This is a genomic window from Pedobacter sp. Leaf216, from assembly GCF_001421515.1.
In the GTDB taxonomy this organism is placed as follows: Bacteria; Bacteroidota; Bacteroidia; order Sphingobacteriales; family Sphingobacteriaceae; genus Pedobacter.
The window spans coordinates 119146-134041 of the sequence record NZ_LMKM01000007.1; the positions used below are offsets into that span (position 1 = coordinate 119146).

Consider the following 14896-nt stretch of genomic DNA (forward strand, 5'->3'; position numbering starts at 1 on the left):
TAAAAATTAAAACTACCAGCCTGGGTTTTGTACCAGTTTAGGGTTAACAGTTAAATCGTATGTTCTTAAAGGCCATAAATAATCGCGTGGTGCAACAAAGTTTTGGTTAAAAATGGTTCTAACGCGGTAATACTCTGATGCTGTTGGCTGGTAAACACTCCAACCTGTAATCGACTGATTGAACATTTCAGCAGCACGTTTCCAGCGTTTTATGTCCCAATAGCGGCTCCCTTCAAATGCCATTTCAATAAGCCGTTCCTGTTGAATAATTTCACGTAAACCATCCTTTGATGTATACTTGGCAGGATTATTTGAAAAATTTGACCATGAGGTTTGCACCGTTTGCAGCCCTGCCCTGGTTCTAATCCGGTTAAGGTATTCGTAAACATCAGCAGATGGGCTTGATAAACTTTCATTCAAAGCTTCGGCATACATTAAATACAAATCTGCCATTCTTACCTGTGGCCATGGGTAATCGCGGTAACTCGCACCATTTGTACCATTAATCATATTCCAGTCTACCAGTTTCTTTATAAAATAACCTGTTTCATTATACCAGCCGAAGTTATTGGCACCGGCTACCTGATTAGATTTGCCTTCTAAAACAAAAGTTCCTTCATCAGAATTTGTTGGACTATCGTACTTGTACCAGATACCTCCATCGAAACCTAAATCAGCATAAAACCTTGGCTCTCTGTCGAAATTAATTCTTGCAGTGGTGTAGCCCTCTTTAACATAAAACCGCTCGCTTTTAACAGCAGTACGTAAAGTATATTTATTGGTGAAATCGAGCGTTTTATCTTCATTAATCGGCACCCCGTTTTTGCTGTAAAACATTTCAGCAATTTTTAAGGGTGGTGCCAACTGTTGCCTGGCACTACCTACCACCACAGTTGCAGCCAAACGTGGCATAGCCGCTCTTTGCATATTGAAAGTACGGGAATTCGGATTTGCCCAAACATGTTCTAAATTCACATTAAAACGCTCTGTTACGGCACCTTTTATAGTCAACTGTCTTAGTGTGGTATCTGATAGTTTAAACGTAGTACCCGGAAACTGGTACAATTTAAATCCCGCAGCTTCTGCACCATCAATTGCTGCTTTGGCAGCATCAGCTGCTCTTTTCCACTTTCCGGCATCGTAAATGGTATTAAAAAGTACAACACCGTCTTTATCCCTAAAATTGCTATAATCTGTATTTCCATTAAAGAGCGGGCTTGCTGCCATGAGTAAAAGTTTGGCTTTAATTGCAAGGGCGATCGGTTTGGTGATGCGTCCTAATTCAGTACTTTTATCAGTAATGATCTGAGGCAGATTGGGGATAGCCTGATCCAGTAACCCGGCCACGTAATTTACACATTCATCAAAAGGCATTCTTTTAACCCGCACATCTTCTTCGGTAGCACTAATCCCCAAATTGGCATCAATAATCGGAATTGGGCCATACATCCTCAGGAGATAAAAATTATAATAAGCCTTTAAAAACTTCACCTCTGCTATCCAGCGCTGCCTTTCATCCAGGCGTAAATCTGGTATTTTACTTGCATCCTGTACGTTTTCTAAAAAGATATTACAATTTCTAATGGCTTTAAACAATCCATAATTGCCATCGGGGTTATCAGTATAATTAAAAACATTGCCACCACCCTGGTAACGGCCGTTCCAGGCATCAAGAAATGGGTTTTCTGCACCCTGGCTTCCCCTGGCCATTCTCCAGCCATAAGAAATAAATTCCCTTTCATCTAATGAGGTCCAAATTTCGTCTCCTGCCATAAAACCCGCATTCAATAACGGCTCCCCATCTTTTGGAAGAAATGAATAACAGGTAAACAGGTATTTTTCGGCCTCATTTCTTAAAGTGAAGGCATTATCGATGGTTGCCACGTTATCAGGCACAATATCCAGATACTTTTTACAAGAACTTGTGGATAAAATGATAAAGAGCATGGTTAGCATAAGTTTTGCTACACTAAGCTTTGCCATATATTTTCTAAATAATATATTATTGATTTTCATATTTTCTTTTTTAAGTTCAATCGTTAGAATGAAACATTTAAACCTAAATTATATACTGTTTGAACAGGATAGCCCAAACCATTTCCGCCCATTTCAGGATCCCAAAGTTTAAATGCACTTAAAGCCCAAAGGTTAGTGGCATTGGCATAAATCCGGGCACTGCTGAGGCCAAGTCTTTTTTGAAGCTTAGTTTGTAAGTTGTAACCAAGCTCTACACTTTTTAGCCTTAAAAATGCGCCGTTGCGCATCCACCAGGTTGAGGTACGGGTATTATTGTTCACAAAATTAGGACTCAAACGTGGCCAGAAAGCGTAACTATCTCTATTCTGCTCAGACCAATGGCTGTTTGCAATTACATCCAATAAGCCGTTTTGCGTTACATTTGGGTTTCCGCTTTCATTATTAAGCACAAATGGAGAAATGTTGCCCGGATTGATAAAAAATGATGACCGTGCAGAACCTTGTAAGAATGCAGAAATATCAAAACCTTTAAATCCAAAGGTGCCACCAAAGCCATAAATAATTTCCGGACTTGTAGGTAAACCTATTGGTACCTGATCTACATCACTGATTATACCATCTCCATTTACATCGCGGTACTTAATGTCTCCGCCACCATAATCTAACCCAGGTACGCCTGCAAATTGCACCGGTGAATTTTTGGCTTCGGCATCATCAACAAATAAACGTTCGGCTATGTAACCAAATGCTTGTGTAGTGGGTAAACCGATGTGGTAACGGTAAGCTTCATTTGCTTTGAATGATGGCTCATCATAGATTAAAATTTTATTTGTAGCGTAAGTAAAATTACCCCTTAACTGAAGAAACATACTGTTGCTAAATGATTTGTTGTAACTCGCAGAAAAATCTACTCCTTTACTTTCTGCTTTGTTAGTATTTGCCCTTACTGCGGCCTGTAAGCCCATTGTACTTGGAATAAAAGTTCTATCCGTTAAAATATTCGACCGTTCGTTCTTGTATATATCAAAGGTTAAGTTTAAGCTGTTAAACAAGGTCATATCCAAACCGATATTTGTTTGCTTGGATCTTTCCCAGGTAATTAATGGGTTAGAATACCTCGAAATCGAAATCCCATCACGGTAGTACAAGCCATCCTCACCAAAACTTGCTCCAAAGGTTCCATTATTCATGTTTACTTCCGATAGGTAGAAAAAACGATCAGCAGCATTACCAATCTGATCATTACCAACCAAGCCATAAGTTGCCCTTAACTTTAAACTGTTAATCACTTTTGTAAGTGGCTTAAAATATTTTTCGTTCGAAACAACATACCCTAAACCAAATGATGGGAAGAAACCGAAGCGGTTGTTCTCTGCAAATCGTTCTGAACCATTATAACCAAAGTTAAACTCGGCCAGATAACGATTATCGTATCCATAGGTAGCCCTTCCAGATACACCCTGGTTGCGTGATGGAAGCGAAAGCTGGAGACTGCCGGGATTGGCCGCCAGGTAATTTCTCATTGTGGTAATGAGCATTGCGCCTACAGCATGTTTCTCTTTAAAAGTACGGTTATAGTTTGCAGAAAATTCGGCATAAAAGGTAGAGTTAAGGTCTTTAGTGCCTTCCGAATAACCTAAATATTCGGTACCAACATTGCCAATGGAAAGCGCACCACCACCATTAATTAAGCTTAGGCTGATAGATTTATCCGGTTGCTCGGTAGCGGAATAATAAAATGGATTGTAAGCACGCGAAATATCGAAATACGAGTACCTCCTGGCATAAGTCATCATCCTTGCGGTTAAACCCGGTGTAATGAATTTTAAATCCTGCTTAATTTCGATCTGAGTTTGTAAGGTTGAGGAATTTTTATCTTGATAACCTTTCACCATTTCGGCATAGGGGTTCATATAAAGGCCTCCGCGTGGAGAAATGGCATTGCCAAATAGCGGGTGATTGCTAAAAGGCGATAAGCTGGCGGGATAAACAGCCGGAAACATAACCGGATTAGACCAAATTGCCCTGTTAAAGGTTGCTCCACCACCCCCAACAGGTCCGGTATAATCATCAAACTGGCCATAAACACGTATAATTGCTTCTGTAGTATTGGTTAGGTTGATGTTAACGTTAGAACGTACTGAGTAATTTTTCAACTTAATGTTGCTGTTAAAATTATTTAAATCTGCTACTTTTAATACTCCATTATCAATGTTATAAGTACCCGCGATATAGTAGCTTGCTTTTGTACCACCGCCAGAAATATTAAGGTTATAACGCTGGTTAATGGTATAATCCTTTATCAGCTGTTCTATCCAGTTGTTGTTGGGATAAAGCAATTCATTTTCTCCTGCGGCAGTAGCATCGATTTTGGTTTGCAGATATGGCAAAATGGCTAACCTGTTGCGTGTTAAAGCGGCTTCGTTGGCCAATTTCATATAGGTTACATTATCTGCAAACTGGAAGTTTTTGGTGTTTGAGGATAATGATGATTCTGCCCTAAAACCAAATTTGGTTTGTCCGGCTACGCCAGATTTTGTGAGAATGAGTACAACGCCATTTGCACCTCTTGCACCATACACTGCCGAAGCTGTAGCATCTTTAAGTACGTTAAACGATGAAATATCATCTGGTTGCAGGCGCGCCATATCATTTTGGCTTGACTCTATTCCATCAATAAGAATTAATGGATCTTGCTTACCAGCACCAAAAGTGCCCAGGCCGCGAATAAAAAACTGTGCATTATCAGCACCAGGTTCGCCACTTCTCTGGTACGCAATCATCCCGGCAACCCTGCCGGCCATCATCGTAGTTAAGTTACTGGTTGGGCCTTTAAGCTCCTTAGGATTAATGGCCGTAATAGAACTGATTACACTCGTTTTTTTCTGGGTACCAAAGCCTACAACAGCAACTTCATCCAAAGAATTATCATCTGATAAAAGCGTTACGTTAACCACATAAACACCTTCGGCATTTTTATCATAATTGGCTATGGCTACATTTTTAGCTTTGTAACCAACTAATGAAAATAACAGTTTACCAGTTCGTGGTAACTTAATCGAATAACGGCCAAATTCATCTGTTGATACTCCCCTGTTGGTACCAGAAACCTTTACATTTACTCCTGGCAAGCCGCCTAAAGTATCTTTAACTAATCCTTTTACGGTTACATCGTTTTGTGCTGATGCAGTAACGCACGAAACGGTGGTAAATAAAAAGAACAACAGTTTTAAGATCGATTTTAAATCAATACCCTGCTTTTGGCGCGGGACCTTCTTCGGTAATTTTTTCTTCATAAAATTGGTTTAAATTGGTTAGTTTATTATTAATCAGCGCATTACTTAGCTTCCTTAAGCTTCAGTTAGGCAATAGGAAGCCAATCCGGTCGAAATATTCAATCGGTAATGCTTTGTGGGAATTTAGCCCAATGCTTTTGATGTAATTGTTTTACAGCAGTAATTGCAGTTTAAAACTGTGCCTTAATGATAGGGATGGTTTGTTTTAAATTTCTTCATAAAGATAGATTTCTGAGTTTGTAGTGAGTTAGGTTTGAGGGTAGACAAGAACGACCGGGCTATTCATCATTGCGTGCACAGCAATAAAGTAATTTTAATCGTGTTGTTCTGGTCATGATCTTATCAATGGTATTTGGTATGCTGAAGAACTGGCGGTAACAATCGTTAATGAAGTTACAACCATCAATTATCCTAGGTAGTTAATCTTGGAAAGGCGCATCGGAGCTTGTTATACTTGGTTGAAACAAATTAACCATAAAAAATGCCAATGTAGTGAGGGGTAATACGGTAATAAATAGGGGTTAAATCGTTACTTTTTAGTGTTTTTTGATGCAAACAATCACTTTGACGAAAATTAAACGTCAAAACAACGTTTAATAAAAAACATTTTGAATGTATCTTAAAGTCTCTATGCATATATTAAAGTGCCCGATAACTGAATATATTACCTCCACACTTTGAATTTATTTAAAATAAACCTAAAAATGCTTGTTATGGCATTGCGTATTATATTTATTAAAAAACTTACCCTAAAATAAAAATGCGCTGCAACTTTCTAAATTGAAAGATGCAGCGCATTGAATTGGAGCGTTATTACTTATCAAGCTCTTATTATCGTAATTCCATAGTAGGTTTCGAGCCAAATGTCCAATGTGCAAATAAGTTTGGCTTTCGTTTATGTAAACGCCTTATCCATTTCATCGCACTGGTCAAACTAACCCTTAACCCTTTGTATTTTCTGATTGCCCAGTTGGCCAGCTTCGCGTTAACCCTACGCAAAAAGCCTTTCAACTTWGYGCTATAGAATTTTCCGTAATAGTTGATCAAACCCTGCAATACCGGATTCATTTCTTTGGCAACAGATTCTATCTCAATACCTGCAATTCGTAGTATCGGCAACTTGTTGAGCTTTTCATTCATTGCTTTCATTGCTTTCATACTTACTGCGGGAAGAAAGTTGGTAAAACTGACATGCCTCTTGGTGTTCAATGCCTGTCTGGGCTTGAATGTATAACCAAGAAAGTCAAACGATACCGCCTTCTCTGTTTCTCCCCTGCGGTTGCTGTCCTTGCAATAGACAATCTTAGTTTTCTCTTCATGCATCTCCAGTCCACAATCCTTTAGCCGTTGTCCTAATGATTCCTTCAAGTGGATGGCCTGTTCCTCTGTTTTGCAGTGAATGACTGCGTCATCTGCATAACGCTCAAAAGCATGATCCGGATAGTTGGCTTTTAGCCACACATCCATTGCATAATGCAGATAAAGATTTGAAAGAACCGGACCAATAACAGAGCCTTGAGGTACTCCTTTACTCCTTGCAACTACTGTTCCATCTTCCAGTTGTAAAGATGCTACCAGCCATCTTTTGATGTAAAGAACCATCCAATCTTCTTCTGTGTGCTTTTCAACGGCTAACATCAGCAAGTCATGCGGAATATTGTCGAAGAACCCTTTAATATCGACATCCAGTAACCAGTTGTATGCCCAGCACCTTTCACGTGCCTTGGCAACTGCCTGTAATGCTGATTTCTTTGGGCGATAACCGTAAGAATCTTCGTGGAATAAGTTGTCGACCACTTCTCCCAGTCTTACTGCTACCACTGCCTGTCCAATCCGGTCGGTTRTCGTGGGAATRCCCAATGGCCTTTTACCGCCATCTTTCTTGGGGATCTCTACCAACTTGATGGCGGGTGGTACATAGCTACCAGAACTCATCTGGTTCCATAACTTGTAAAGATGCTTTTGGGATTGCATGTCAAATGCTTCCATACTCATCTTGTCTACACCCGCTGCGCCTTTGTTGGCTTTGATCTTCAAGTAGGCTTCCTGGACCGACTTTCTTGAAATACAATATGGTTTTGGCCTGTACATCCTCTATACCTCCTGTAGTATTAACCTTGAACAGTTTCTATCAATGTACAGCGCCTGATAATGCCACTCCTTCGTTCCAGTCAAGTTTCCAAGACTATCATCACTACTACAGGTGGCTCTGCCCCCGTGGATGGCATCGGTACTTTCGACCTTACGGGTTCCTCCGCTTGGACTTTTCCCTTCACATCCTTCCGACAGGTTCACAAGTTCCATCTGATTGCCTGTATAAAGCTCATGCTGCCTATACGCCGGATGCCACAGAGACGGTAAACAGGTCGTCCTCCCTGCTGATAATAAAGTGTTACTGTACTTTAGTTTTGACATCATCTAATCCTTTCGACGCCTCTTCGGCAGTTCATTTGCATTCATCTTCTTTATACTTACCTGACACCTTTAAGATGCCTTTTCCTCTGACGCTCACCACCAGGACACTTAATCCAAGCAGCTCAGAGGCGGTTTGGTACCTGCTCCTGTAAGCCGATACCGAGGGGCCTACCCTCATCAATCAGACAGCACTGATTTGCTCGCGCAAATCATTCATGTCGCTCAATAACCNTTTGGTACCTGCTCCTGTAAGCCGATACCGAGGGGCCTACCCTCATCAATCAGACAGCACTGATTTGCTCGCGCAAATCATTCATGTCGCTCAATAACCTGGGTTTTGTGTTAAATTAAAATTGGCGTCAATAGCCACTTGCGGAATGGGTAAAAGCTTGGCAGTTGGTTTATAACCTGCTTTTATTGCGCTTAATACGGCATCGGCTTCCCCGGTACGTTTTAAGTTGAACCACCGGAATGCCTGCTCACAAAAAAATTCTTTTCGGTTTTCCAGAGCAATATCGGCCAGTAAAGCAACAGGTGTTGTAGCAACACTTTCGGTTGCCGCAGCTCTTGAACGGATGGTATTCAGATCTGCCAAGGCTCCGGTTAAATTAGATCCAATTCTTGCCCTTGCCTCTGCACGGATTAAATACAATTCGGCCAGCCTGATTACGGTTTGATATTCTGTAACACCTGCCGCTAATGCCAATGCCTGCGTACGGTACTTATACTTAAAAGGGATGGAATAAACATTGCCTGAAAGCGTGGTATGGTTCATCCAGTTAATACGCCTTAAATCAGTATTTTCAAAAAGGGCTGTAAAACGGGGATCAATCCGGTATGCAAAACTTGTTACTGCTGTTATGGTAGCAGGAATAAATGTTGCTGCCTCATTGGTGTATTGGTTAAGGGCGGTTATAGGCGGAGGGGTTTGCCAAATGCTTTCTGCACTATTTTTAATAAACAAAGCAGTTCCCATTGTTGCCCTTGGTATTAAACTGTAAAGACTTGATGCGATCACTTCAGATGCATTCGTTTCTGCCAGCGCATAGTCGCCAGTAAACATGTATACCCTGGCCAGCAAGGCAGTAGCTACAAACCTGTTTACGCCTATCCTATCGCCTGTGGTTGCTGAGTAGTTGCTCAAAAGATTATTCTTTGCATCGTTAAGGTCAGCAATAATTTTAGCATAAACATTTGCCGAAGTTTCTCTTGGCTGGAAGGCGGTAATTGTTGGATCTGTAACCAATACAAGCGGTACATCGCCGAAAGTATTAACCAGGTTAAAGTAACAGTAAGCCCTAACAAATTTTGCCTCTGCTATGTACTGCTTTTTAATGGCCACACTTGTGCCAGTAGAATTTTCCAAACCCAAAATAATTGCGTTTGCCCGGTAAATTATCGAATACCATTCTGAAAATAGCGCTGATTGGCCTGTACTAAGCACATTGTAGCTGTTGTTGTTATATTCTTGCAGCCCGGCAACTGTAGAAAGGTACAATAGATCATCGGCTTGCAATGAGCTGTAAAGTGTAACATTTATCGATTGCGTGCTCATTTGAGAAAGGCTGCTGAACATACCTGATCGTGCACTTGTTGCCAGCTTATCAGAAGAAAAAACCTGGTCGGTTGTAACCTGATTAAGAGGTTCTTCAATATCGATAAGCTTTTTACACCCTGATACTGTAATCACTAAAACAACGAGAACGTATTTTATGATGTTGTATTTTGATTTTAACATGATGATTAAGATTTAAAAGGTAAGTTGTAAACCAGCTACCAGCGTGCGTAGCGGTGGCGTTGCCACACCCTGAGATTCGGGATCAAAGCCCTCATAATTGGTTATCGTAAAAAGGTTTTGGCCCTGTGCATAAACACGGATGCTTGTTCCCTCTCTTTTTGAAATCCATTTTGTTGGTAAGGAATATGACAGGTTCACATTTTTTAACCTGATAAATGAAGCATCTACCAATGAAGCATCAGAAGCTGTATAGTAGCTATAGGCCAGGTAAGCTGCAGAACCTGCTGCTCCCCTTGTACCTGCAGTTACCAGATAATCCTGAGCACCCAAGGCCAGATAACCATTTACTACACTTAAAGCGGCATTGCTAAAGAATCCAGGGGGATAAAAAGATGAGGCCAGCAAACTTCTGCCCTTTTGTTTTACAAATTGAAACGTGAAATCAAGCGTCAGTTTTTTATAGCTCAATGCATTGGTAAGCCCTCCACTAAATTTTGGGTAAGCCGTGCCTGCATAGTAACGGTCGCCCCTACCGGTTGAGGCAAAGCCGCCTGTAGGATTATTAATGCCGCCAACACCGTTAAAATCAGTAAATGAAGGCAAATTGGTGGCCGGATTAATCCCTGCATACTGATACAGATAATAAGAACTGATTGGATTACCAACCACATAAGTGGTAAAATAAGATGATTTTTCGATGCCAGGAAACGACAGCAATTTATTATGATTCTGACTGATATTGAAGGAGGATGTCCACGAGAAATCTTTTTTACGGATATTTGTACTCGTTAAAGACAGCTCCCAGCCTGAGTTTTGAACAGTTGCAGGTAAATTGCTCTGGTATCCTGTAAAGCCTGTTTGCGCACTTGTTGTTAAATTAATTAACTGGTTGCTTGTACGGTTACGGTAATACGAACCACTTAACGACAAACGGTCATTAAAGAATGCAAGATCAAGCCCTATATCCAGTTTTTTAGTTTCCTCCCATTTATAATCCGGATTGGGTAAACGCGATGGATTAAGACCGGTTGAACCCGCATAAACATAGCCAGAATTGGTATAAGTATCTAAATAACCATAGTTATCAATGTCATCGCTCCCTATTACGCCATAACTGCCCCTAAGTTTTCCAAAACTGAACCAGCTTATTTTATCTTTTAGAAAGCTTTCTTGAGAGAAGATCCAGGCAGCACCTACCGAACCGAAGTTGCCGTATTTATTGTTGGGCCCAAATCTTGATGAACCGTCTCTTCTAAAGTTAACATTAAGGATATACTTATCAGCTACGTTATAATTTAAACGCCCAAATAAAGAAGCATATTTATAATCAACAGAGCTACTGGTTGTGGTTACTGTAGTTGCAGCCGTCACCGTTCTTAAAAAATCATCAGAAAGAAATCCGGAAGCACTTGTACTGTATGGTAACCTGGATTTTTTGAACTGATAGGTTCCTCCAACAAGCGCATTTAAAGTACCTTTCCATATCTTATTGGTATAAGTAACCTGAGGCTCAGCAATGTAATTATTGGTGTAGTTGTAAGTGTAATTTGCTGTACCTGAAGTGGGTGCAAAATCGGGGTTTAAAGAAGAAAGTGGCCTGGTTACAACCTGATTTAAATCTGTTTTACTATACCCTAAACTTGCTCTTACATCAAGTCCTTTTAAAATAGTATATTTCAGAGCCAGGTTAGTTAATAAATTAGAACTGCGGTTATCGTTAGCCTGTTTTAAATATCCTAATGGATTATTGATCGAACCTTCCCAGTTTAGGCTGCCATCAGCTTTGTACAGCGGAAAGTTTGGCGGCAAACTGTAGGCCCATGTTGCTAAATCAGTTGTAGAAATTGTATTTTTATCTGCAGAGTAAATGGCATTAAAAGATAAGTTAAAACGCTGATCCAATGATGAATGATTTAAATTAACTTTCATACCACCACGCTGGTAGCCTTGGTCACCAGGAAATACATTCCCTTCTTTATGGTATGTTCCGCTGATGAAAAAATTTGTGCTATTGTCTCCACCCGAAAGACTTGCATTAACATCATGTGTTTGTGCAGTATTCCCAAGCATTTCCTTTTGAAAATCGGTATAGCCGTTCTGATCCCAAACCAACAGGTCGGGTGCAGTTGTTGCTGATGGCGTAGCCGGATTGGTGGTATTGTTGGCAAAAGCTTTTCTACGCAGTGCTAAATATTGTTCAGTGCCAACTGTTTCTACAAAATGCGAAACATTGGAAACCCCGGTTGATGCATTTACATCAAATTTGGTTCTGCCCGGTTTCCCTTTTTTAGTGGTAATCAGCACTACACCATTTGCTCCCCTCGAACCATATATTGCTGTAGCATCCGCATCTTTTAATACTTCTATGCTTTCAATATCTGATGGGTTTATGGTATTCATTGGGCTGGTATTACCCTCTGCGGATGGCAACGCCGCACCAGATTGACTTGAAGCAAAAGCAGCCGTATTAATGGGTTCAGATAAAAAAGGCACTCCATCAATTATGTATAACGGACGGTTTGCTTTTACCCCATTTAAGCCAATGGCGTTTGCGCCGCGAATTTGAATATTAATACCTGCACCCGGCAAACCATTGGTTTGGGTTACCGTTACCCCAGCCATCCGCGCGGCCATGGCCTGCAAAACATTTGTGATAGGTTGGTTGCCGATATCTTTTGCACTGATGCCAGATTGTGAACCGGTGCTTAACCTGCGGGTAGTTGTTCCATAGCCAATTACCATAACTTCATCCAATCTTGCCGGATCCAGCACCATGTTTACAGTAAGTGTTGAGGTAGCAGTAATTTCTATGGTTTTATAACCCACGTACGATAAAATCAATGTCGGGTTATCATCAGTAGCTGAAATATAAAATTTACCATTGTTTCCGCTAACGGTATTTCTGGTGGTACCTTTTACCTTCACAATTACGCCGGGTAATGGCAGCCCTTTTTCATCAACCACAATACCTGTTACCGTAATGTTATCAAAATAGCCGGTTACCTTATCTATTAAGGTCTTTTCCTGTATAACTATTATTTTGTTTTCAATAGTAAAAGATAAAGATTGATTGGCCAGTGTGCGCGCTAAAGCCTCTTTAAGCTCAACATTTTTTAAGTTGACACTTACCGGTAAAGATTTGGAAATCAGATCCTGATCATAGATAAAATCATAGCCGGTTTGGGTTCTGATTGATTTGAATATAGCTGTAAGCGTTGCGTTTTTCTGATTAATCGTTATTCTTTGAGCAAGAGTTGTTGCACTCACTTGCATCATTGCAGCCAATAACAGAAACGTAGTCACACGCATAATCAGCAGAATTTTTTGGATATGGTCTGGCGACCCACCCAGTTTGTTTGGGTAAAATTTGTACATTTGTTTGGTTTTTAAGTTGTATAGTCAGTCGATTGATATAGGGCGCTAAAAATCTTTGACCAGAGGTGTTCCACCACTTCTGGTTTTTTCATTTTTTAGAACCACGCTTTTTTATTTGGTTACCGTGATCCTCCTTCCTTCAATTTTAAAGTGAACTTTACCTGTTTCTTCCATCACACTGAGAATAGAAGATATATTTTTCGACCTGGATATCCAGCCCCCTAGGTTTAATTTTCTTGGTGCATCCTCACTATAAATGATTTCCACATCATACCAGCGGGCAATTTTGCGCATAACCGACCTAAAATCGTTGTGTTCAAGAATAAAATCACCGTTTTTCCAATCTATAAAGTCTTCGGCATTTACGTTTAGCACTTTAATGTTTTCATGGTTACCAATTGCCTGCTCACCGGGTTTTAACATAAAACCATTGTTAACTTTTACACTGCCTTCAAGCAGGGTTGTTTTGGTAACAGCTTCATCTGCATAGGCATTCACATTAAAATGTGTACCCAGCACTTCAATTTTTTGATTTTTACTTTCCACCACAAAAGGAATCCTTTTTCCCTTTTCAAGTATTTTACTCACCTCAAAATATGCCTCTCCATTGAGTTTAACATTTCTTAGCGCATCAGGAGAAGTAGAATAAGTTAATGATGATGAAGCATTTAGCCACACTTTTGTTCCATCAGGTAGGTAGAGCTGGTATTGCCCTCCGGCAGGGGTTTCAATCGTATTGTAGGCTGTTTCGTCAGTTTCGACTTTGTTTTCAGGTATCTGATAAATAATTTGACCATCTGCTGTTTTAGAAATTTCTATACCATTCTGACTGGCAAGATGACCTTCGCGGATCTGCTCAAGATTGATGCGCGTACCATTAGCCAACGTTAAAACAGCTTTATTTTTGCCCGCTTTAATATCCTTTTCAGGAGAAATACTGGCTAAATTAGAAGTGGAAGCATTTTGCTTATAAACCACAATACTTATCAGAGAAATAACCGCCAAAGCTGCTGCAACATATATTAAAATATGCAGTTTTAGCTTTTTTGCGGGTTTGGTAGCCGCATACACACCCTGCCAAATCTGTTGCGAACCGCTTTCGAGAAAAGGCTCAGTATATTCAGGAAGATGCTTATTGTTTAAATTGATATAGGCAGACTCTAACCAGGCTTCCTCTTCAGGTGTGGCATTTCCGGCAATATATCGATCTAAAACCTCATTGAATTTTTGCGCTTCCATTTCAGCTTATTACGTGTTGATTATAAGTAATACAACCGTAGCCAATGGATTGGGGATATGAAATTAAAATTTATTTAACATTAAGGTAATAAAGGACGATTATTGCTGGTCCGATTTTGTTTTTTAAGATGCGGAGCGCCTTTTTCATTTGATCAGCCACGGTTGATTCGGTTATACCCAACCTGGCTGCAACCTCTTTATTAGAAAGATTTTCATTTCTGCGCAATTCAAAAACGGTCCGCATACGGGGCGGTAAATTGGCAATTTCTGCCGCGATCATTGCTGCAAACTGCTTTTCTCTAACCAGGGTATCCGTATAAATACCACTATCATCATTGGCTTTAGAAAACTGTGCGGCATAAGTATTTACCAGGTTTTTATGTTTAATCAGATTAAAAATTCCGTTTCTTAAAGCAATAAATAAATAGCCCGATAAATTGTTCCCCTGTTCTATAGAATCACGTTTATGCCAGATTTTCATAAACATTTCCTGTACAACATCTCTCGCATCGCCCTCATCACGGAGTTTATTAAAAGCATGTGCATACAGAAGATTGCTGTAACGGTTAAAAATTTCCGTAAAAGCAGAATGATCATCCTTTTTAAGGTGATATATCAGATCATCATCCGTTAAACTTGCATATGGAATGCCCGCAACCTTCATTTATAAGATAAAATATTTATTGATCAGGAATAGGTAGAAGAGCAATCAAAAATAGTATTTATTCATACAATTACTCTACGTTTTGTAACAAAAAAAACACATACCATTATTTTCATGCATCTTTACATTCATTAAACAAATTAATTATTCCTAAAATTACTTTGATGTGCATTTATTGAAGATTAAATGCAA

General features: G+C 40.0%; 7 protein-coding genes. All 7 read right to left on the reverse strand.

Annotated elements, in window-relative coordinates; genetic code table 11:
• Window positions 1-12: 12 nt before the first annotated feature.
• Window positions 13-2016, reverse strand: a complete 2004-nt coding sequence (locus ASE74_RS05685; RefSeq protein ID WP_082458661.1) for a RagB/SusD family nutrient uptake outer membrane protein — start codon at window positions 2014-2016, stop codon at window positions 13-15.
• Window positions 2017-2039: 23 nt separating this feature from the next.
• Window positions 2040-5273: a TonB-dependent receptor gene (locus tag ASE74_RS05690; RefSeq protein ID WP_082458662.1), complete on the reverse strand. Its 3234-nt coding sequence runs from the start codon at window positions 5271-5273 to the stop codon at window positions 2040-2042.
• 831 nt (window positions 5274-6104) lie between these two features.
• Entirely contained in the window at window positions 6105-7364 is a 1260-nt protein-coding gene (ltrA, locus tag ASE74_RS05695) for a group II intron reverse transcriptase/maturase (RefSeq protein ID WP_055905478.1), read from the reverse strand.
• A gap of 646 nt (window positions 7365-8010) precedes the next feature.
• Window positions 8011-9426: a RagB/SusD family nutrient uptake outer membrane protein gene (locus ASE74_RS05705; protein WP_055905484.1), complete on the reverse strand. Its 1416-nt coding sequence runs from the start codon at window positions 9424-9426 to the stop codon at window positions 8011-8013.
• A 12-nt stretch (window positions 9427-9438) separates the two neighbouring features.
• The gene (locus ASE74_RS05710; protein ID WP_055905487.1) at window positions 9439-12801 is read right to left on the reverse strand and encodes a TonB-dependent receptor; all 3363 of its coding nucleotides are present in this window, start codon (window positions 12799-12801) and stop codon (window positions 9439-9441) included.
• Window positions 12802-12912: 111 nt separating this feature from the next.
• On the reverse strand, window positions 12913-14040 hold the full coding sequence (locus ASE74_RS05715) for a FecR family protein (protein WP_055905490.1): 1128 nt from the start codon (window positions 14038-14040) through the stop codon (window positions 12913-12915).
• A gap of 70 nt (window positions 14041-14110) precedes the next feature.
• Window positions 14111-14704, reverse strand: a complete 594-nt coding sequence (locus ASE74_RS05720) for an RNA polymerase sigma factor (protein WP_055905493.1) — start codon at window positions 14702-14704, stop codon at window positions 14111-14113.
• Between the last annotated feature and the right edge of the window lie 192 nt (window positions 14705-14896).

Bases quoted from the DNA above. Each gene is read 5' to 3' on its own strand.
- ASE74_RS05685 (WP_082458661.1), bottom strand. From the start codon at position 2,016: ATGAAAATCAATAATATATTATTTAGAAAATATATGGCAAAGCTTAGT.
- ASE74_RS05690 (WP_082458662.1), bottom strand. From the start codon at position 5,273: ATGAAGAAAAAATTACCGAAGAAGGTCCCGCGCCAAAAGCAGGGTATT.
- ASE74_RS05705 (WP_055905484.1), bottom strand. From the start codon at position 9,426: ATGTTAAAATCAAAATACAACATCATAAAATACGTTCTCGTTGTTTTA.
- ASE74_RS05710 (WP_055905487.1), bottom strand. From the start codon at position 12,801: ATGTACAAATTTTACCCAAACAAACTGGGTGGGTCGCCAGACCATATC.
- ASE74_RS05715 (WP_055905490.1), bottom strand. From the start codon at position 14,040: ATGGAAGCGCAAAAATTCAATGAGGTTTTAGATCGATATATTGCCGGA.
- ASE74_RS05720 (WP_055905493.1), bottom strand. From the start codon at position 14,704: ATGAAGGTTGCGGGCATTCCATATGCAAGTTTAACGGATGATGATCTG.